Annotated in this window: 22 protein-coding genes; 4 read left to right on the top strand and 18 right to left on the bottom strand. The window is 41.0% G+C overall.

Features of this window, described 5'->3' with window-relative positions:
- Positions 1-154 precede the first annotated feature (154 nt).
- Positions 155-892 (top strand): substrate-binding periplasmic protein, encoded by a 738-nt coding sequence (locus IEZ33_RS10525; RefSeq protein ID WP_191600049.1) that lies wholly within the window; start codon positions 155-157, stop codon positions 890-892.
- Positions 893-1,216: 324 nt separating this feature from the next.
- On the opposite strand, the gene IEZ33_RS10520 is transcribed toward IEZ33_RS10525, so the two are convergent.
- The 16 genes from IEZ33_RS10520 to IEZ33_RS10445 form a co-directional block, all read right to left on the bottom strand.
- Positions 1,217-1,921: an RraA family protein gene (locus IEZ33_RS10520; RefSeq protein WP_191600048.1), complete on the bottom strand. Its 705-nt coding sequence runs from the start codon at positions 1,919-1,921 to the stop codon at positions 1,217-1,219.
- A complete protein-coding gene (locus IEZ33_RS10515; RefSeq protein ID WP_206696841.1) occupies positions 1,918-2,631 on the bottom strand; it encodes an alpha/beta fold hydrolase in 714 nt (237 codons plus the stop codon). The genes IEZ33_RS10520 and IEZ33_RS10515 overlap by 4 nt, the downstream gene beginning before the upstream one ends.
- Positions 2,624-3,592, bottom strand: a complete 969-nt coding sequence (locus IEZ33_RS10510) for a cupin domain-containing protein (RefSeq protein WP_191600047.1) — start codon at positions 3,590-3,592, stop codon at positions 2,624-2,626. Before IEZ33_RS10510 ends, IEZ33_RS10515 begins: the two co-directional genes overlap by 8 nt.
- Before the next feature lie 21 nt (positions 3,593-3,613).
- Entirely contained in the window at positions 3,614-4,378 is a 765-nt protein-coding gene (locus IEZ33_RS10505; RefSeq protein ID WP_191600046.1) for an SDR family NAD(P)-dependent oxidoreductase, read from the bottom strand.
- A 5-nt stretch (positions 4,379-4,383) separates the two neighbouring features.
- Positions 4,384-5,697: a histidinol dehydrogenase gene (hisD, locus tag IEZ33_RS10500; RefSeq protein WP_191600045.1), complete on the bottom strand. Its 1,314-nt coding sequence runs from the start codon at positions 5,695-5,697 to the stop codon at positions 4,384-4,386.
- A gap of 42 nt (positions 5,698-5,739) precedes the next feature.
- A complete protein-coding gene (locus IEZ33_RS10495; protein WP_191600044.1) occupies positions 5,740-7,011 on the bottom strand; it encodes a TRAP transporter large permease in 1,272 nt (423 codons plus the stop codon).
- A gap of 1 nt (position 7,012) precedes the next feature.
- Entirely contained in the window at positions 7,013-7,501 is a 489-nt protein-coding gene (locus tag IEZ33_RS10490; protein WP_191600043.1) for a TRAP transporter small permease, read from the bottom strand.
- A 76-nt stretch (positions 7,502-7,577) separates the two neighbouring features.
- Positions 7,578-8,555, bottom strand: coding sequence for a TRAP transporter substrate-binding protein (locus IEZ33_RS10485; RefSeq protein WP_191600042.1), 978 nt, complete (start codon positions 8,553-8,555; stop codon positions 7,578-7,580).
- Positions 8,556-8,668: 113 nt separating this feature from the next.
- On the bottom strand, positions 8,669-9,685 hold the full coding sequence (locus IEZ33_RS10480) for a LacI family DNA-binding transcriptional regulator (RefSeq protein ID WP_191600041.1): 1,017 nt from the start codon (positions 9,683-9,685) through the stop codon (positions 8,669-8,671).
- A gap of 116 nt (positions 9,686-9,801) precedes the next feature.
- Complete coding sequence (locus IEZ33_RS10475; protein WP_191600040.1) at positions 9,802-10,818, bottom strand: nuclear transport factor 2 family protein; 1,017 nt, start codon at positions 10,816-10,818, stop codon at positions 9,802-9,804.
- A 50-nt stretch (positions 10,819-10,868) separates the two neighbouring features.
- Positions 10,869-11,837 (bottom strand): nuclear transport factor 2 family protein, encoded by a 969-nt coding sequence (locus IEZ33_RS10470; RefSeq protein WP_191600039.1) that lies wholly within the window; start codon positions 11,835-11,837, stop codon positions 10,869-10,871.
- A gap of 108 nt (positions 11,838-11,945) precedes the next feature.
- Entirely contained in the window at positions 11,946-12,479 is a 534-nt protein-coding gene (locus IEZ33_RS10465) for an ester cyclase (RefSeq protein ID WP_191600038.1), read from the bottom strand.
- Positions 12,480-12,509: 30 nt separating this feature from the next.
- Positions 12,510-13,727 (bottom strand): carbohydrate ABC transporter permease, encoded by a 1,218-nt coding sequence (locus IEZ33_RS10460; RefSeq protein ID WP_191600037.1) that lies wholly within the window; start codon positions 13,725-13,727, stop codon positions 12,510-12,512.
- Between the two features lie 4 nt (positions 13,728-13,731).
- Positions 13,732-14,754, bottom strand: coding sequence for a carbohydrate ABC transporter permease (locus IEZ33_RS10455; protein ID WP_191600036.1), 1,023 nt, complete (start codon positions 14,752-14,754; stop codon positions 13,732-13,734).
- 72 nt (positions 14,755-14,826) lie between these two features.
- Positions 14,827-16,035 (bottom strand): ABC transporter substrate-binding protein, encoded by a 1,209-nt coding sequence (locus IEZ33_RS10450; RefSeq protein ID WP_191600035.1) that lies wholly within the window; start codon positions 16,033-16,035, stop codon positions 14,827-14,829.
- 50 nt (positions 16,036-16,085) lie between these two features.
- Complete coding sequence (locus IEZ33_RS10445) at positions 16,086-17,141, bottom strand: ABC transporter ATP-binding protein (protein ID WP_191600034.1); 1,056 nt, start codon at positions 17,139-17,141, stop codon at positions 16,086-16,088.
- Between the two features lie 201 nt (positions 17,142-17,342).
- Between IEZ33_RS10445 and IEZ33_RS10440 the strand changes: the two genes are divergently transcribed.
- The 3 genes from IEZ33_RS10440 to IEZ33_RS10430 all read left to right on the top strand — a co-directional run bounded on the left by IEZ33_RS10440 (position 17,343) and on the right by IEZ33_RS10430 (position 19,288).
- A complete protein-coding gene (locus IEZ33_RS10440; protein ID WP_191600033.1) occupies positions 17,343-18,365 on the top strand; it encodes an ester cyclase in 1,023 nt (340 codons plus the stop codon).
- A 69-nt stretch (positions 18,366-18,434) separates the two neighbouring features.
- Complete coding sequence (locus tag IEZ33_RS10435; RefSeq protein WP_240009503.1) at positions 18,435-18,944, top strand: ASCH domain-containing protein; 510 nt, start codon at positions 18,435-18,437, stop codon at positions 18,942-18,944.
- A 104-nt stretch (positions 18,945-19,048) separates the two neighbouring features.
- Positions 19,049-19,288, top strand: coding sequence for an NUDIX hydrolase (locus IEZ33_RS10430; RefSeq protein ID WP_191600032.1), 240 nt, complete (start codon positions 19,049-19,051; stop codon positions 19,286-19,288).
- On the opposite strand, the gene tnpB is transcribed toward IEZ33_RS10430, so the two are convergent.
- Entirely contained in the window at positions 19,285-19,647 is a 363-nt protein-coding gene (tnpB, locus tag IEZ33_RS10425) for an IS66 family insertion sequence element accessory protein TnpB (RefSeq protein WP_191600031.1), read from the bottom strand. The genes IEZ33_RS10430 and tnpB overlap by 4 nt on opposite strands.
- A gap of 140 nt (positions 19,648-19,787) precedes the next feature.
- On the bottom strand, positions 19,788-20,921 hold the full coding sequence (locus IEZ33_RS10420; protein WP_191600030.1) for a GGDEF domain-containing protein: 1,134 nt from the start codon (positions 20,919-20,921) through the stop codon (positions 19,788-19,790).
- Positions 20,922-21,398 lie beyond the last annotated feature (477 nt).

Genomic DNA, 21,398 nt, shown 5'->3' with positions numbered 1-21,398 from the left:
CTTAAATTAAATAAGTTGCTGTTAGTGACGGGTGCTTAAAAAGGCTAATGGCACTTATTTTTTTAGTGGACGGAATAGTTAACATATTTTTGATTGCAGTGGCATAAAGAATGTACAGGTTAATTTTGAATTTTATTAAAAAGAGGAACACCAAATGAAAATAGTTACGAACTTTTTTTCTGCTCTTGCTCTTGCTCTACCTCTTACGCTTCAAGCTCAAACAGTTGAGCTAACAACCATGAACTGGCCGCCATTCTTCGGTGAAAGCCTGGAAAAAGGTGGTTTCATAACGGCTATTGTTGATGAAGCACTGGCTCAGTCTGGCTACGACAGTACGATTGAGTTTACGGCTTGGCAAACAGCGCTATCGTCTGTGAAAAACGGTGATAAAGATGCCATTGTCGGTGGTTACTTTACAGAAGAGCGTACTAAAGAATATTACTACTCTATTCCAATCTATACGGTGCTAACGGGTCTGATTAAAAAGTCTGACTTCCCCCTAAACAACTACAGTTCATTTGAGTCTTTAGACTCATACAGCATAGGGAAGCTAAAAGGATTTGTTATTGGCGGATCTTTTGAAAGCTTCGCATTTACTAAATTAAAAGAATACCAAGAAGTATCTGATGCGGTGAAAGCATTAAATACCGGTGAAATACAGCTTTACGCAGATAACCTAGCCGTAGCGAGAGAAGCCGCCAAATCGGAAGGAATTGATGTCTCAAAACTGCAAATCTTGACGCCACCACTTGAGGAAAACGATTTATTTCTTTTGATTTCTAAATCTATTCCAAACGCTGAAAAGCTTCGTGATGCATTTAACAATGGTTTGATTGAAATTCAAACATCTGGTCGTTACAACGAGATTCTTACTGAATTCAACCAGCAATAAGGTAAGCAATTGATGATTGAGTTGGATCAGAAAGTGAAGAATTATCGAAAGTCATTTATCCAACTCGTCATTCTTTAATAGATACCATGATGTTGAAATTAACAAGGTAAAATAAAGATTAATTGTTAATGAAGTAGTCGGTAGTTTAATAGAAGCCTACCGAGGTAGGCTTCTAGATCCGTTATATGATTAATTCGTAAGGACTGATCAAGCTAGTGGCATTATTCTAGAATGTCATTTTATGACTATTTTCTAACGCTAACGCTAACGCTAACGCTAACGCTAACGCTAACGCTAACGCTAACGCTAACGCTAACGCTAACGCTATTTTTCTCTTTGTGCTTCAAACTCAGACCAAGCTTGTTTAAATGACTCAAAGTTAAAACCAGGTTGTTTCGCTGCATCGAGAACAATCTTTTCACGATCAATCATTTTTTTTATGGCTTCAACTAGACCTGCTTGAGCTGCTTTTGGGATGACAACGGCCCCGTGTTTATCGGCATGTATCATGTCTCCTGGGTGAATGGTTAATCCAAATAGTGAGACAGGTGTATCAATTTCCTTGATTCGCACAAATGCATGGGAAGGACCAATAGACCCCGCAATAACTTGATAACCCTCTGCCATAGCATCGAGATCTCGCATGACACCATTGGTAAGAGTTCCTTCTAACCCAAAACCTTTATGAACGGCCGTATTCACTTCCCCCCAGTAAGCACCAACACAGTCTGGATAGTCTAGGTCTTCGATCACAGCGATGCTGCATTCCGGTGAATTCGCCATGTATTCGTAATATGCCATTCGACGAGTCGCAATTATTTCTGTTTTTTCTGTAGTGGGTACAGCGGCTTTAATTTTTGCAGTGCGTGCATAGCCACAAATAGGAGCAAGAGACGTGTTCGCAGCTAAAACGGTTTTACGAGTAAAACCGTCGCCTTGTCTTTTGCCTAATACCACTTCGATGGCATTTGCAATAGAAGGAGTATCAACAGCTCGTAGAGCGTCGAAGTAAGCCTTGTCAAAAATCATATAAGATTCTCCAGCCAATTTTCAAGATGATTGTTGGTTGCTTGTGGTGCTTGCCAAGTAATTAAATGGCCCGCATTAGGGATTACGTGTAGTTGACAATTTGGCATCATAGCCGCTATAGCTTGATGCCGATTTAATGGACATAGCTGGTCAAATTCACCACATAAAGTGATGCTGTTGCCTGTAAAGTTTTTGAGTGATTCAGATTGATCTTGTCGATTACGTAGCGCCAAGGATTGTTGAATAAAAACGTCTTGTCCTAGATCTTGAGCCATGGCTAAAACAAGTGATAATTGAGCTTCTTGTTCTGTATCTGAACCACCGTATTTTGGTGCCATTTGATGTTGGATGACCTCTAAGTGCCGTCCTTCAAGCGCCATTTCAATTTGTGGTGTTCTAGTTGCTTGTATTTCTGCAGATTCAGCCCAAGGGTTGGTGTCCATCAGAGCTAAACCAGCGATACGCTCAGGATGCTGACGGGCCATTTCCATAGCAATGATGCCTCCCATGGATAGCCCTGCTAGAGCAAAGCGTTTCCAGGGGATTTGATTAAATACGTCATTAGCGATGGCTTCCATGCTTGATCCATGATTTGCATGAACAACCAGGACATCGCGATCACTCTGAAAGGCCGTAAGCTGATGTGCGAACAAGCGTTGATCACACATCATGCCAGGAATCAGAACAAGCGGTAATGTTGAATTAAACACTTTGAGTATAGCCTGCGTCATCATCGGTACTGCGAACAAGAAACAGCCCAGTCACACCACTTACATTAGGTTGTATACTTCGGGTTGTATTAGGTGGTACCGCACAGGTATCTCCTGGCGCAAGAATGGCCGTTTCATCATCCACTGTTATTTTCCAATGGCCTTCATGGACCATAAAAATTTCATGTTGATTACTTGTATAGGATTCTCCTAAACCGGCTTGACCAGCTTGTAAAAAATCAATTTCAAACCCAGGCCTATCCTTTAATAATCCTTGAGCGCCTAACACTTGAATGGTCTCTTTATTTCCAGTTGCTTTTATATCGAGGTAGCGAGCAACATAGTGAGGAATAACTTCCTTTTCACTTAAAACAGGAAATTGTGCCAATTCTTCAAACGTTAATAGTGGCATTGGGTTAATACCATTAGGTAATTTTTCCCCTTTTTTAGAGTCATAAAGACGGCCTGTTTCCGCTAAAATTAAACCGTGTTGCTCTGCTGTTTTTATGACGTGGGGTGCCCAAATTACGCCACCACCAGCATTATCACCACCAAGAACGGCCATAATCATACCGTACTCTTCACCCACATTTTCAAACCCTCTGAAAATGCCTGTAGGGATATTGAATAGGTCGCCTTCTTTAGCAATAAACTCGCCATCGGTCCCATCGATACCCCAAAAAAAACGCCAAGTTCCTTTATGGACAAAGAACACTTCAGCGGTACGATGAGTGTGTAATGAATTAGTGCATTTAGGTGGCTGTCCTGCTGCGCCAATGTTAAAGCCAGGTGTCTCATGGATATGGACATGTTGATCTAGACTTTCAGATACACCTGCCCCAATGATAGTAAAGTTTTCTTTTTGATCTGAGCCTGGAGTGTGAGTATCGATAAACGCAGTACGGCAAGGAATCAGCTCTCCGTAGCGTACTATTCTTTGTTGTAATGTTTGAGTATTCATGTATTCACTCTTGAATTTAATTTAATAGGCAGTCCAACCACCATCAACCATTAGAGCGCTACCAGTAATTAGTGCGCTGGCATCTGATGCAAGAAATACAGCTGGCCCCATAATGTCCTCAATTTCACCGACACGCTTTAACGCAATCATGTCCTCGACATACGCCTTAAAGCTGGCATCTTGTAAAAAAGGTTCAGTTAAAGGTGTTTTAATAAACGTTGGGCAAAGGGTGTTGATGCGAATGTTGTGCGCCCCCAGCTCTTTTGACATTGCTTTAGTAAAGCCTTCAATGGCGTGTTTACTGGCGCAATAGGTTGCTCTGTTTGGGCCACCCACGTGCCCCATTTGGCTAGAGATAGTGATCAAACTTCCCGGAAGTTGATGTTTAATGAGCTTGTTTGCAACACATTGAGCGACAAAAAAAGCAGACTTGGTGTTTAAATCAAAAGTAAAATCAAAGTCGGCTTCTGTGACTTCTAATGCTGGGCGGTGCTTGGCCCCTCCCGCACTGGATATAAGAATGTCGAATGGTTCAGAGGTCTCGATGAATTGAGCCACTTCCTCCAGATTCGTCACGTCCAGTGTTTTTGAGTCGGCTAACCATCCTTGTTCTCTAATGGCTAATGCGGCGCTTGATATTTCGTTTTCGCTTCGTGCAGTTAAGGTGACGTGAGCACCAGCTTCCGCTAATGCGACAGCTGATGCTAGGCCAATACCTCTACCTGCACCGGTTACCAAGGCGCGTTTGCCTTGGAGGTTAAAAGACGGTGTTTTTGGTAAGTTCATGGCAATTACTCAGGTTGAACAGCACTATAAGGCGTTACGATACGGTTACCGTAGCGACGAACACGGATATTGGCTTGTTCTCCATGTCCTGCAAAGCCTTCTAAAGCACAAAGTCGAGAACAGTGTTCACCGACATGAGCAGAGGCTTCATCGGTGATAACCTTTTGATACGTACATGTCTTGATGAATTTACCAACCCATAAACCGCCCGTGAAGCGTGCTGCTTTTTTAGTTGGAAGGGTGTGGTTGGTGCCAATGCACTTATCACCAAAAGAAACGTTAGTGCGTGGGCCTAGAAACAGTGCACCATAATTTGTTAAATTGTCTTTGAACCAATCATCACAATTAGTCATTATTTGCACATGCTCAGACGCAAGATCATCTGCGATAGCAAGCATTTCATCATAACTTTCAGCAACGATAACTTGCCCATATTCTTCCCAGCTTTGGCGCGCGGCATCAGCGGTAGGTAAAATGGTTAACTGGCGTTCTACTTCCGCCATGGTTTCTTTAGCTAGTTGCTCAGAGTTTGTTAACAGAATGGCTGGTGAGTTAATGCCATGCTCAGCTTGACCAAGTAAGTCAACAGCACAGAGTTCACCATCTACAGTCTCGTCAGCAATGATTAATGTTTCCGTTGGGCCAGCAAATAAATCAATACCAACACGGCCGAATAGCTGACGTTTTGCTTCGGCAACAAAGGCGTTTCCTGGCCCCACAAGCATGTCAACAGGTTTAATGGTTTGCGTGCCGATCGCCATAGCGGCAACCGCTTGAATACCACCTAAAGCGTAAATTTCATTAGCACCTGCTAGATGTTGTGCGGCCACAATAGCCGCGGAAGGCTTTCCTTTGTATGGTGGTGCACAAGATACGATGCGTTTAACGCCAGCCACATTGGCTGTTAATACGGACATATGTGCAGAGGCGACCATGGGGTATTTGCCACCAGGAACATAGCAACCGACGGAATTTACAGGAATGTTTTTATGACCTAGGATCACTCCGGGTAAGGTTTCTACTTCAATGTCTCGTAAAGCGGCTTTTTGATGTTCTGCAAAACGACGTACTTGTGTTTGAGCAAATTCAATGTCTTTTAGTTCTTGGTTGCTCAGGCTATCCAAACAGGCTTGAATTTCTGTTTGTGTAAGCTGGTAACTCTCACGATCCCATTTATCGAATTTATTCGACATTTCACGAACCGCTTCATCTCCACGAGTTTCAACATCAATGATTGCCGCTTCAACAATGGCCCTTACTTGGGCGTTCATTTCAGCAACGACACTTTCTTCTTTTCCAGTTTTTAAATAGATAGCCATGATGGACCTCTTTTTTTGTTAATGTAAATTGAGTGGTGCTGTTTAACTGAGAAACAGCAACGAAATAGTAGGGATAAATGTGATCAGCATAAGCGCGAATAGCATGGCTATGATCCAAGGAATAACAGCCTTAGATAGATGTTCATATTTGATATTACCCACTTGAGCCGCCATAAATAAATTGGCGCCGAGAGGAGGGGTAACAAAGCCAATTGCAAGATTAACGATCATGACGATACCAAAGTGAACCGGGTCGACATTAAGTTGCACAACAACAGGCAATAAGATAGGTGTTAAAATAACAATAGCGGCTAATGTTTCTAAAAAAGTACCAACTATCAGCAACAGTAAGTTAATGCTTAGTAAAATAAGAATTTTATTTTCTGTTAAATTAATGACGAAATTAGCAATAATAGTGGGCACATTTTCGAGAGCCATAATGCGTCCAAAAGCAACAGATGCACCAACAATGATGAGTACTGAAGAGACAAGTAAGGCGGACTCAAGGATGATTTTAGGCACAAGGCTGATGGACAATTCTTTATAAACAAAGACGCTTAGAACAAAGCCAAATACCGCAGCAACAGCGGCCGATTCTGTTGGTGTGACCACGCCACTGTAAATGCCACCTAACACTAAAATAGGCATTAATAAGGACAATTTAGCATCATTGATGGCTTTTAGTTTTGCCTCCCAAGAGGTGTCAAAATGTTGTTTCTTTGAATCAAATCGCTTTGATTGAAATAAGTTATAAATAATAAGAATAGCGGCAACAACTAAGCCCGGAACAATTCCAGCTATAAACATAGATGTAACGGAAACGCCAGCCGTCACGGCATAAACAATCATCACAACGCTGGGAGGTATCATGACACCTAAGCCTCCAGCTGTCGCAACCATTGCCCCTGCATACGGTTTGTCATAGCCGTTTTTAACCATTGCTGGAATCATAGCTAAACCTATGGCGGCCACAGTCGCTGAGCCTGTACCTGAAATGGCAGCAAAAAATAGGCATGCAATAATAGTAACGGTTCCTAACCCGCCTTTTGTGTTACCGAAAAAAGCGTAAGCTACTTTTAATAGTCGGTCTGAAATACCGCCTTGGCTCATTAAATTCCCTGCGAGTGTAAATAAAATAACGGCCAATAGCGTAAAGGAGTTGAGTCCGCTAATCAGACCTAATGTAAAAAATTCTAAGGACAAAAAGGGCAATGATAAAATGGTTAAAATACTCGCTGAACCAAGTGCAATACCGATCGGTAAACCCAATAACATCAATAGAATAAAGCTGCCAAATAAAATTAATATAGTCATATTATTGAACCTCTTCCGAGGCGTTCCAATTTCCACAATGCTCATTGATACTCATCAATAAACGAATAATACTAAGTAGACTGCCAATGACTAACGCGGCATAAAGAAACCCCACTGAGACTTCCATGGCAGGTGCTATTTGGTCCCTACTGATTGCTTTAGCTGCTATGACATAACCGTAATATAAGACCACAAACGAATAGGCTAAAAAGAGTAAATCAGAAAAAATTTGAGCAACTAAACTGGCTTTTCTTGGTAAGACGTCAAATAAGACGGATACTCGTAAATGGCGCTTTTTCTTGACTCCATAACTAATGCCAAGATAAACCATCCACACAAATAAATAGCGGGAAAGTTCCCCTGCCCAAGGTAAAGTAGTATCAAACAACCGTAAAATGACATTAGTGAAAATTAAAATTACAATTAAAGATACGGAAGCAATGATTAAAGCGGGCTCAAAGTTCTCATCTAATTTACGCAGTAAATTCATAAAAGACCTCTTCATAATGGCAATGGATGGTATTCCATTGCCAGAAACGTAGAATGAATATAATTGTGGGGGCGCGTTACAACTCAGCCATGAAATCATCGTAGAAGGGCTGACCAACACGTTTGATAATGTCATCCTTGATTGTTGCATTAATTGTGTTACCTAATGCTTTCTTGACATCGACATGAACCTCATTTACCAGTAAACCTTGCTCTTTTAAGGTATCCAATGTGTCGTTGTTTTCTTTTACAGTTAATTCACGTTGCAGTTCCACGGTTTCTTCTGCTACTTCGCTTAACAACGCTTGCTGATTCGGTGATAAATTGTCCCAAAATTCCTTGTTAGCGAACCAGACTTCAGTTGTGTAAGTATGACCAGTTAAAGAGACGTATTTTTGAACTTCAAAAAAGCGTTCTATGTAAATAGAGGACAGTGCGCTTTCTTGCCCATCAATTAGGCCTTGTTGTAACGAGGAGTAAATTTCCCCCCAATTTAATGGCATAGGCGCGGCGCCAATTGATTTCCATGCCGCTATTTGTGTCGGGTTAGACGCGGCTCTCATTCTTAGACCTTGAAAGCTTTTAACTGAGTCTAAGGGTGCGCGGTTGTTGGAAAAATTTCTAAACCCTCTTTCAAAAAAACCAATTCCTTTAAACCCTTTCTCTTCCATAGCGCCTTTAATCATTTCACCTCCTTTACCATCAAGAACACGACGAGCTTGTTCTTTATCATTAAAAAGGAAAAAGGTATCTAACACATTAAATTCAGGGACGACGGAAGAGAGTAAAACAGAGGCCCCCATAGTCATTTGAATAGAGCCTATTTGCACTAGCTCTGTAACTTCATTGACGCTGCCAATTTGACCTCCGGAAAAAATTTGTACATCAAAATCACCTTCTGAGCGCTTTTCTAGGTTTTCTTCAAAATATTCAAGTGATTTATGAATAGGGGACGTTTCTGGTGTCGAGTGAGCGATTCGAATGGTCGTCTCTGCATGGGCCATTACTGACGAGATGCTAAGTGCTGCAACGATTGAAAGGTTTTTAAGTTTCATTATTACCGTCCTTTTTATTGTTAATTATCAGGCTATATTTGTATATTGAATGTTTTTGAATACGTATGCAAGCAATTTTTAATATCACCGAAAAAGAATGTTTTTGGCCTTATCTAAGGAAGGTTGCGATCTTTTACGGTTTTTCGTTGAACTAAATGGCTTGGGATTTGGATTCTTTCTGGAGGGTAGTTAGGTTGCTCTATACGATTTAAGACGGCTTTCACTGTTAAAGAAACCATGTCGTCAATCGGTTGGCTCATGGTTGTTAGGCTGTATGAAGGCGCGGCGCCTAAAGGAACATCATCGTAACCGATTACTGAAACATCTTCTGGGACTTTTAGTCCTAATTCGTATCTTAATGTATCAATCACGGCAAAAGCCATATGGTCACTGGCAACAAAAAGGGCATCTGGTGTTGTTGTTTTATCTGCTGTAAACATTGACAGGGTGGCTTGCCTAGCTTGTTTTTGGCTGTAATTACCGCTTTCAATTGAAAAGAGGCTCATTTGATGATCTTTTAAACCATCCACCAATCCTTTTTCTCGGTCTTTATTGGTCGAGGACTCTACAAAGCCTGAAATGTAACTAATTCTTTTATGTCCAGTTTTAACGAGATAATGGGCTACTTTTTTACCGCCTTCATAGTTCGCTGAAGTCACTGAGGTAACATCATCCGCTTTTATAGCCCGGTTAAATAGCACCACAGGTACAGCAAGTGAATGACAGGCTTCTATCCAGTCTGGTGATAAAGAAACAGAAGCTAAAATAACCGCGTCAATCTGATATTGTAAAAACTCTTGAACAATTTCATCGGCTGAACTTTGATGGTCCGAAAAAAACATGAGGCTATGATAGCCTTTAGCTTGAAACTCACGTGACAGTTTTTCGAGCGCAAGAGGGTAATAATGATTTTCTAAATAACCAAAGACAAAACCAATAATTTTACTTTTTCTAGTAATCATGGAGCGTGCCATGATGTTGGGTCGATACCCAAGCTCTTTTGCTTTAGATAAAATAAGCTCTCTTTTTTCAGAGTTTATAGACGATCCTGGTGTAAAAGCTCTGCTTACCATGGATTGGCTAACGCCAGCGGCTTTGGCAACATCAACTGAGCTGGTTTTTTTATTCATATTCGAATCGTTTTCCATTGTCTGAAAGAGAGACTAAGTAAAAAGCTTACAACCTTTAGAATAACGCATTGTAAGCTTTTTTAGTTAATACCGCGAACAGAGTGAAGAGACGATGGTCATTTGTTTTTTGCGTTTAATATTTCCTCTGTGCGTGATAACACATCCAGACCTTGTTGTTTTAACCAATAGGGTAGATCAATCAGTATCCAATTTTCGCTGAGCTTATCGCCATCACGATAATAAATATCAACCACTTGCATTTCTGCATTAACGTTTCCTCCCGGCAACCCTAACCAACCGCCTAGTGGCGTGTTAGATAAATTTGGCCAACCAAAGAAGCACGCAAAATTGCCTTCAGCAAAGCGACAAACATGACCACAAAAACGCTTGTCTCCTAGGCTTGATCGAAAAGGTAACTGGTGTTGTTCTTGGTAACGTGGAATGGTGTAGGTAGCACCGATACCAGCAGGGCCATACCAAATCATGTCTTTTGCCCACGTTTTTTCCAGCACCTCTGGTGCGCAAGTCATTGAGCCGCTTTTGTTGAGATTGTCCAAGTCGGTAATCATTTCATTGACGAGGTTTAGGGTTTTTTCCCCTTCTCCTTCCTTTGCGTCTTCAAACAACAATCCATTGTGATCTCTAGGGCCTGGATAATTATAATATACCCCAGTGGAGGGCGGTAATGGGTATGCACCAGCTTGATCCATTAAACCTATGATATCAATAAATAGCCCTGTTTTAGTGATCTGATCATCGACGACGCAATTGAACTCGGCGTAACGAATATTGACAATTTTCCGTGTCGCTTTTATGCCTAAAAAGTCTTCGTCAAATAAGCCCATGAAGTTACCCATGCTCATTACCCATTGTTCATTGCCGAACTCATTATTACCTGCAATGAAAATGTCTTGGCGGCGTTGCATGTGTTTTATAGATGATCTCAATGGTTTCCAAAAAGTATCTATAACTTCTTTTGAATTATGAATTTCTCTCCAAGGGTAGACGCCTCTCCATTGGTAATCGGATGCAATGTATTGGGAGAAAACAGCGTCTAATTCGTCTAAATTCGAATTTTCGAGTGCATCAAAATACGCTCTTACCAATTGTTTACTTTTTTGAAAGGTACTCATGTGTCATCTCTATAAATTAGAAGGTTATCTTACTCAATATTGGTTGGCTGTTAACCCGTGTGTAATAAGATTTGCTTCCAGATAGCTGTGTCATCAATAGTGACAAATTCTCTCGTAATACCACGAGGTCCAAATTCAACGTGGCTTATACCCATGATATAAACTTCAGCGTTTGTTGGTTGTCCATAACGCCCCCATCCTTCATGTTTACCTGCAAGAGACCAACGTATAGCGGCTCGATCGGCCATTCCTTTGTCATCACGGCCAATGACATGATGGATGGTGAATTCAGCATTAGGGAAGGATGAACGTAGTCCTAACCAAAATGCGTCGACACTTTGGTGACCGTGATCGGACACACCGTTCGGGTATTCTGTTTGTACGGCCCTATCGAAAAGAGAGAAAATAGCGTTAAAATCGGCGTTCATCAAGCGCTGCAACGTGTCTGCGTAGGATTGACCAATTGAATTTTCGTTGCCTTTTCCTGTATAAGGCCCCACGATGTCCATCGATGCGTTAAAGGGTTTGGTAGCTTGATCGATACCACCCTCATCCTGAATTTGTTGGTAAGCGTAAGTCTTAGGGTCTAAACCTAATTGAAAGACAACGGCTCCTTGGTCTCGAATCATCCATTCGTCGGTAATTTGGTTGTTGATACAGTAGCAGTCAGCAATGATTCTAAAGCCAAGCTTTTTCCCCGTCGCCTTGCCGAATACGCCATCTTTTAGGTGTGTTGCTTGAGAGTAAATTCGATGAGAAGAAAGGTAGCCGTCCGTATCATTGCCAGACCAAATCACATCTTCACCTAATAGTGTTCGATCAGGGAATTCACTTAATGTTGCCATTGTAGAAGCGATGACATTAACATTACCTTTAATTAAAGTGGCAGGAACGCGGACGATAATGTCTTCTCCATAATACTTGTGGAGAGTGTGTAAGCTTCGATCTTCCCAGATCTCTTTGGTAATTTTAATGATGTAGTCGGGTAAATCGAGAAATTTAGAATCAAAATTTTTCATTATAGCGTGCTCATAAATATCGTCAGTATAAATAGGTGTGACATACATTGTCTGTAAAGCACAGATAAAGAGCGCTTTCTTTACCTGTACTTCGAGTGGACTAGTAAATTACTTCAGAGGTGTGATTGGATGCTGAGCGGTTTGCGAGTCTTTCTTTTCCCACCCTTCGCCATTAAAAATATCTCTACCTAGTTGTTTTAGAACATAAGGGAAATCAACCATAACCCAATTATCGACTATTTTACCATCGACGACTTTCCAAAAGTCCATATAACGAATTTCAACATCCTGTCCGGTGGGCGCTATCCCCATAAACTCACCAGTGTGCTTAGCATTTTGTCGCCCAAAAGCCGCCATCCATTCACCTTCAGCAATGCGTACTTCGTCAGTGCACACTTTTTCACTGAAAGCGGCTTGGAAAGGACGTTGCCAATTTTCTTGGAATTCTTGAAGGCCGTTTTTGAAGCCGCATCCTGTATTACCAATCCAACGGAAATCCTCATCAAAAAAACGCCCCATGCCATTAATATCATGGTCATTTAAACCATTCACCATAGCATCAATAACGGCTCTGGTGGTTTCTGTCTTTGTTACATCGTTATTCAATGTGAAGGGAGCTTGTTTTACTTCAGTATTGTTCATTTAGGAACTCCTATTATTAACGGTCAAAATTTAACCTTTTACGGCACCAGCGGTTAAACCAGAGACAATTTGTTTTTGGAAAAGCATCACGAGAATAAACAGTGGTGCGGTAATCGAGGTGGCGGCAGCAATGGCTTCTACTTGATCCGTAGCCGTTGTTTCCCTGTTGAAGTAGGCTGTTATGGCTGGCACCATTGTTTGGTTCTGGTTATCTAGCAACAGCGATGTGACCAAATAGTCGTTGTAGGCAAGCAAGAAAGAAAACAGCCCTGTTGTAATCAACCCCGGCCACATAACAGGGAGTATGACTTTTCTAAATGCTTGAAAATGCGTGCAACCATCAACGCGCGCTGCTTCATCAAGCTCTTTAGGAACGTTCATAAAGAAAGAGCGTAACATCCAAATAGTGAATGGCTGATTTATGGCAACAAGTACCGCAATAACAGCCAAAGGTTGACCGTATAAAGTCGGAGGTACGTCAGCAAATAAACCAAGCAACCAGCCAATTATAGGCATGTTCCACAAAGGCTCTAAAATCTCTTTAGACTCGATGAAAAAAGGTAAATAACCCGTAACTAAGACCGAGTGAGGCAATGCTCTGAAAACCAGAGCCGTTATCAATAACCAAATCGCAATATTGGATGCCGTTCTTGAAAGTGCATAAGCGGCCAGAGTACCGACAGTCAAGGAAATGGTTACCACTCCAACGGTGACAATCAGAGAGTTTTTGAATTGGATATAAAACGTATTGTCCACCCAGACAGAGTAATAATGCTCTAGGGTATACCCAATAAACGGTTCCGCTAAAAGAGACACCAGTGGGATAACACTTAAGATGGTATTTACTAAGCTACTGATAGCAGGCAAAAGATAAAGTGCGCAACCAATCAAAACAAATACATAGGATAAAATAAGCGCAAACGCGCCCATGTTTTTATTTTGGTTTGGAACAAAATATTCAAGCGTTGTCCGATAAAACTTTGTTGGTATTTGATAAGCGTAATACGCAAAAACACCTCCAAGGATAATATCGACAGTACTCAGAGCACTGGCCTTAGACGCGGTGTTTGATCCAACAATAACGTCGAGAGGGCTTTGAGCAAAGGCATCTATTGGTAATTTAAAGCTCATTATAAAAATCCACACGAGTGGAAAGGCTGCAATGAGCGCCCAAAAAGCGAGAAAGCCGTAGCTACTTATTTGCAATAAAGGCGTTTGTCTAAATGCTTTAGGTGTATCGTCTTGCATCTTATTATCCTTTTTTCTGGTCACGAAGCGTGCGGCTTAAGACAGGGACGAGTAAAATTATAATCCCAACCATGGTTAACATAGACGACGCTGATGCTCTTGAGATAGAACGGTTGCCTGTATCATCAGGTTCTAAGAAATCAAACGTTAGCCACTGTAATGAAATAACATGAGCTTCACTGGAGAAACCGATAATCTCTTCAAACACACGGTATGTATCCATTAAGTGTATGAGAGCGATAAAGTAAATTAACGGCATTAAGTGGGGCACAACCACATAGCGAATACGTTGAAAACGAGATGCACCATCGATGATTGCCGATTCAAGCGTGTCTTGGTTGACGGATTGCAAACCCGCATAAAAAATAACAAAAGCAAAAGGGGCGACATGCCAAACGCGATAAAACATCATGAGCAGTTCTATGCTCCAGCCTTGAGCGAACATGGATATCTCTTGGCCAGTGATGCTTTCTAATGCTCTGGTTAATAATCCTTCGCCTATGAAAAGCCACTTGATGGATAGGGCACCAATAACTGGCGTAATAATAAAGGGCAATAGTGAAACAAAGATAATCGGACCTTTCACTTTCTTTGACGCCGTGTTGACGGCAAGAGCAATCAGTAGGCCGACTCCAATAACTAAAGGCAGAGTTATTAGGGTAAACATTAGCGTGAAGCGCAATGCTTTATAAAAGTCGATAGAGTTAAAAATATCAAAAAATTGCCCATTACTAATGAGTTCAGAGACTTTCTCTGGTTCGAGCAACGCTTTGTAAGTATCCAGACCTACAAAAGCTGTTTGAGTGACTGGGGTATTGGTTTCATCTAAAACAGGGACCGTTTTCTCTGTGGATTCACAAATAGACGTTGGGAAACTTGGTGTACAAGTTTCTATCGTAACCGTTTCATACACGCCTTGGGTGACGTAAAAGCTTTGTATAAAAACCGAAACCAAAGGAATGGCAATAAATACAAGCATCATCACAAGTGAAGGCGCTACGAAGGTAAAGAAAGTTTTATTTTTCATTCTAATTACCGTATTAAGTCAACGTGAAATGGGGCTAATGCATTCATTAACCCCATTTGAAAAAGAGAGTATTTACAGTAAGCCAGACTCTTTTGCAGCAGAGGTGTAATCTTCTTCTACAGCCTGTAAGGTTTCCGCTGCGGTTTTTTGACCTGTTAAGTAATCAGAGACATTTTTACCCAATGCGGAATGAATTAAACCAATATTCGCAGTGAGCGGGTAACTTGGTGTTTTGTTGATTGCGTTTTGAATAGCTCCATTACTCAAGCGTGTTGGCTTATAACCTTTGATAAGCCAAATAGCGGCATCGGCGTTTTCTTTTACCATTTCTTCATCTAAGCCTTCTAACGCGACTTGAAACGCATTTTTCGCTTCTTCATCCGTAATGTTTTTGGCGATGGTAATGCCGTCCCACCACATCGTACTTGCTGGGTGACCATTTTCCATTGATTTAGGTGCCGCTGACATATAAACCTTTCCAACAACTTGTGACTCTTCTTTGTTATCGAGTGCTGTTGCTCGTGTTGCCCATAGATTTGCCATCGCGACATTGCCTTGCTGTAACTGTTTTTGAACGAACGTTGGATCAGCAATAAGGTATTCTGGGTCCATGTAAGCGGTTAGCTTCTTCATCATTTCCAGTGTTTTAATACCAGATTCATTGTTAACCGTTGCTTGGTTACCATCAAACAAATCAGTACCAAAACCTAGGTACATGTTGATGAACTCCATCGCAAGGTTCCAGCCTGTCTGATAGGTGCCACCGAGAGGGTATTGAATGAGATCCGCTTGTTGAATTTTTTCTGCTGCGACAAGCACTTCATCCCATGTTGTCGGTGTATCCAAACCCACTTTGTCTAAAATGTCTTTGCGATACATAAAGTGCTGAGTGTTTATCATCATTGCGATGGCCATGGTTTTTCCATCGACTTGAATGAACTGATTAGGGTTTAAGTTCTTACCGTATTTAACAACAAGATCATCAAGAGGTCTGAGTAATCCGCTGTTTAATAGAGGAACAAAGGTGCCATTAGCAACGCCACTGACATGATACAAAGAGGGCTTTGCCGCTAAAGCTGCCCCTACTTTTGTTTTAAATTCGGAATCAAGTGTGGAGCTGACGTTCCCACATTCCGCCATAGCTTGAGTAACGGCTTTCCATGCAGCAAAACTGGCTGAAATGGTTTTTACTTCTTGAGTATTTTCAATTGCGCAAGCGGCATAAGAAACAGAGCTTAGAGAGCTGAGTGCAATCAGTGTCGATAGTGTTAGCTTTTTCATAATCAGGTTTCCTGTGTGATTTTATGTCGTTTTTATTGTTTTCTTATTATTTAAATGTCGATGCGAGCACCATTTTCTTGGTCAAACCAATGCCTCGCTTCCGGTGGGATAATAAAGCTGACGCTTTGACCTATGTCTGCTCTAAAGGTTTTATCTGCTTTTGCAATTAATAATGCATCTCCAATTTTGACAGAAATAAGAGTGGAATCACCGAGTAGCTCAACGCTGTAAACTGGCGCGACAATGTCGCCATTCTCTTCGGTTGAGACGGTAATATCTTCTGCTCTAAACCCTATTGTGACGTTATTGGGAAGTGATGAAGGAACGTCTTTGATATTGCTATTGTCTGCTGTAAATGCACCGTTATTGATGGTCCCATTTAACAAGTTCATAGCAGGAGAACCTATGAAGCTGGCGACAAATGTATTGGCTGGTCTATCGTAAATTTCTGTTGGAGTACCGAGTTGTTGTAATTCCCCCATACTCATGACGACGACTCGATCTGCGAGAGTCATTGCTTCAATTTGATCGTGTGTTACATAGATTGTGGTTGTTTGCAGGGAGTGTTGTAAATGCTTAATTTGAGCTCGCGTAGAGACACGTAACTTGGCATCCAAATTCGAGAGTGGCTCATCCATTAAGAAAACATTCGGTTCTCGTACAATCGCTCTTGCCAGCGCAACTCGCTGACGTTGCCCTCCCGACAGTTCTCTTGGATAACGATCAAGCAGCTTTCCCAGTTCAACCATATCTGATGCTTTATTCACTCTCGCATCGTGTGTTGCCGGATCGACTTTGCGTATTTTTAACGGGAATCGAATGTTCTCATAAACGGTTAAATTAGGATAAAGTCCATAGCTTTGAAACACCATTGAAATGTCTCTGTCCTTAGGGTCTAGACCGTTTACACAGGTATCACCAATATAAATTTCCCCTTCTGTTGGATCTTCAAGACCTGCAATCATTCGCATTGTTGTTGTCTTTCCACAACCAGACGGGCCTAAGAATACGATAAACTCTTTGTCTTCAATGTCTAAATTGAAATCTCTGACTCCTGTTGTGGAGCCCCAACGTTTACAAATGTTTTTTAGTTGTATCTTGGCCATACACTTTCCCGTCTTATTGATTTTTTTGAATACGTATGCAATAAATATACATAATTCTGTAATTCTTGCAATATTTTTTGTTTATTAATCTGATTGAAATAAATTGGCTTTGTTTCTTAAAGCAAGTTTTAAGCCAGTGTTTTTTACATCAACGAGCGAGAAAAATACATAACTATCCTATTGATTAAAGGTTATTAAGTGATGTCTATACACAACCAAAATAAAGAGCTAATAGGCTCGTTTCGAATGGCTTTATATGACTTTTCCGAGGCGTCGTTAACGCATGTTATTAACGAAATCTTTTCTGAGAATGCATTGCTGAAATTTCCCTTTCCTTTTGAAACCATTGCTTCGAAAAAGGCGTTGGTCACGGATATTTATCGACCTTTAGCAAGCGCGTTTGTTGGTTTAGAGCGTCGAGACACGATTGTTATGGCAGGGGATTCAAACCACGATAGTGAGTGGGTTGGGTGTTGTGGTTATTATACAGGTTCTTTTGAAAAACCATGGTTAGACATACAACCTACCGGGCATCAAGTCAGTATGAGGTTTCATGAATTTTTTCGTATTGAGGGCGGCCTTATTGTTGAAATGCAAGTGGTATGGGACATTCCTGAAGTGATGATGCAAGCAGGTGTATGGCCACTATCGATAAGTCTGGGGAGAGAATGGCATGTTCCGGGGCCAGCAACTCAAGATGGTATTATTCAATCTTTCTATGATAAAGAACGTTCAGACGTTAGCTTGAATACAGTTGCAGACATGTGTGCATCTTTAGGGAACTTTGCCGAAGGAGGTGTGGATGCGATGGCACTGGAAAAATACTGGCACCCCCAGTGCAGTTGGTATGGGCCTTCAGGCATTGGTACAGCAAGAGGCATTAAAGGTTTTCGCAATTGGCATCAAATTCCATTTTTAAACGCGCTGCCAAATCGTGTGGGTGATACTAATAAGGGGTATCTTTTTGCGGATGCGGATTATGTCGGCTTTACCGCTTGGCCCGGTATGGGTATGACCATTAGTCAAGGCGGTTGGTTAGGCATTGCTCCTGCGAATCAAAAGATTACGATGAGAAGCTTGGATTTTTGGAGGGTGGAAAATGGTTACATTAGAGAAAATTGGGTATTGATCGATTTATTAGACGTTTACAACCAAATTGGGGTAGATGTTCTAGGCCGGATGAAGGAGCTTAATAAGTCACGCCTATTGAACTTTGAGCACTAACTTATGAGGGCATAGGAGAGCATTGTTGTTTATAATGAATGACACTTAGATCTATTCGGTGGTCATTCTATGCCCGAAGAGTCCGTTTTTGGATTGATATCAAGGGATAATATGGACGCAAAAAGTAAAGTGTATTTAGATGAATATCTTCAAACTTTGCCTTCAAATGTTGCGAATAAGCACACTTCTTTTAGCTCAGATTACTTTTGTGCAGACGAAGTGAATGCAAATATTTGCGCTGATTTAATCGTACGAGGAGAAAAACAAGCCTCTTGTAGTATGGATTATTGGTATAGCCATGAAGATGAAGCTTTGCCCGAAGTTGGGCATTTGCAAGTCGTTACGGATTGGGATGGGAACCCTGTTTGCATTATTGAAATTACTTCCGTATCCAAATGCAAATACAATGAAATCACCGCAGAGTTTGCTGCTTTAGAAGGCGAAGGGGACAAAACATTAGCTTGGTGGCGTGATGCGCATTGGGCTTTCTTTGCACTTGAATGTGACGAGTTAGGTATTCAACCAAGTGAAGATATGCTGTTGGTTCTAGAGCAGTTTAAAGTGGTTTATCGATCCTAATTTTCACAGTGAATAATGACGGATAGTCCGGTGATCGAATGTGGTAAATACCATAATCAGTACAATAACAACGAAGTAATGGCAGTGCCTTTGGGTTGGTATTTATGCGGCAGTTAAAAACGGCTTTTCATCCTGATGTGTCTCCTGTAGACGTCTCTCCTTTAAGCAAGCAAGTTATTATTATGCGTCACGCTGCACGAGGAATTGTACTAAAAGGGGAGGACATTTTATTACTATATACGCGGCGGTATCATGATTACAGCCTTCCCGGTGGCGGAATTGATGGCCAAGAAGATTACATTACAGGTTTGATTCGTGAACTAAAGGAAGAGAAAATCTCCTAATCGTCATGATATCGATACGTTAAATGTGGGTGAGCCTCTTGTAAATTGAGCGCAAGACCATCCAATAACCAATTCAGCTGACGGGGTGATACTTGAATAGACAAGTGCTCATCATCAATACCAGGCCACTGAAAATGTTCTTTTTCGAGACGCTTATAATGCAGCCAAAAGCCATTAGAAGACCATTGTAAAATTTTGACTTTATCTCGTGCTCGGCCACAAAAAACAAGAATATGATCGCTACAGGGTTCTTTTTCCAGATCGTACGCGACAATATTACATAGTCCATTAATGGCTTTACGCATATCGGTTGGTCCACAAATGAGGGTCACATTAAATTGATTTGATGCGGTAAACATAAGCCTTTTATCCCCTTGAAAGAAAACAAAAGACTTTATGATTTTTGAAAGGCATTACTATGTGGGGTTTAACCGACGCTTACAGTTTTTTTACATAGAGGTATCTCTATAGCAATCATCTTCAAGTGAAGTCGCATGCCTTAAGAGTTAAGGCAGTAGCGGTTTCGCCCCTCAGACTTTGCTTGATAGAGTGAATGGTCCGCTTTCTTAATAACCTCTTTGAGCTCCAGATCATCCGTTGGAGCAACCACCGCTACCCCGACACTGATTGTCACAAAAGGGCTCACTTTAGAATGCTTATTTTCAATTTCAAGCGCCTCGACAATCCTAACCAACGTTTTCGCCGCCCTTTCAGAATCAGCTTCACTGGTATTCGCTAACATCACAATAAACTCTTCTCCACCATATCTGGCGATGAGATCTGATGTCTTGATCAGAGCGCCTTTCATCACTTTGGCTACTTGTTCAATCACATTATCGCCCTGCAAATGACCATAGTTATCATTATATAATTTGAAGTAATCAATATCTATCATCAGAATGGAAAATTTTTGCCTTAATTCTACTACTTGCTTTAAGGTGCTATAACTTTTCTCGTCAAAATGTCGGCGATTCGATAGTGTGGTCAAACTATCTGTATTGCTGAGCTCTTTTAGACGATTCGCCAAATTTTTATTTTCAATAACACTTTTCAAGCTATCAATAATAGTTTTGTTGATATTTTTATGCAGTGACAAGATATTAAATCCGAAAAAAAGGTACATAAAAGCCATAAAAAATAATGTACTGCCATTTTCATAATGCATAAAAGTAAAAATGATTATTGGAATAATAAAACAGCAAAAAAAGGCATAAAATGAATATTTATGAATTGCAAGAGTAATGAAGCCAGACGCCATTAGAATAATAACGAAAGCTGCGAAAAGAAACATCCATCGCTCTGAAAGGTGATAATACGAATAGATGTAGAAAACGGACCAGAGTAGCCCATTCAATGCCGCTGCAATCAGGCCATTACGGTTAACCGCATTCATCTGGCTCGCGACCTTGTAATCATCCCAACCTTTTATCTTCAGATAAACCGAGAAGCGAAAAGCAAGAAAAGCCATAAAAATTGCTAACCATAACTTTGGAAAAACTGACGAGTCGTGATACATCAATACACCAAACCAACAACTTACAACCAAGGCCTGTAAAGGAGTCGTTGTTCGCATTTGCTGGTAAAACAGTCGATGCTGGTCGATACTTAATTGAATTTCGTCATTAATACTCATATGTATCTTGGCCGCTATTTAATAACCCCTCGGTTATTAATCACAATTTATAGTTGAAGCGCTACCGACGAATTCATCAAAACACCTTAATCTGCCCTACAACATAAAATCCTGCGAAAAGTCGACATCCAGTTTTTTGCGAAACGTTAATATACCTAAGTTTTCCATATACACCCGGTTACGAGCTTTTTACTCCAATTATAGTTCAGATCCTCCATAATCTAAGGACAGTAAAAATGAAAAGAATTCACACATATGTATAAATCTCCTAGGCCTCCCTATCAGCAAATCGCCTACAGATATAGTCGCGCCGCTGGCCCTATTTGTATTTTAAACCTGCTATTCCCTAACAATATAGAAAAGCAAACGTGCTGGATATACCATTAATTTTCAACCCATTAGATCTGATGTAAACAGTTGTACCTCTTGATAGTAAAGGATTTTCTTAATTCTTGCTACCACTAAAAACGAAAGTTT

It is taken from the genome of Marinomonas algicola (assembly GCF_014805825.1).
Lineage (GTDB): Bacteria > Pseudomonadota > Gammaproteobacteria > Pseudomonadales > Marinomonadaceae > Marinomonas > Marinomonas algicola.
The sequence above is the reverse complement of the archived record's forward strand: the minus strand, read 5'-3'. Positions and strand labels throughout refer to the sequence as shown.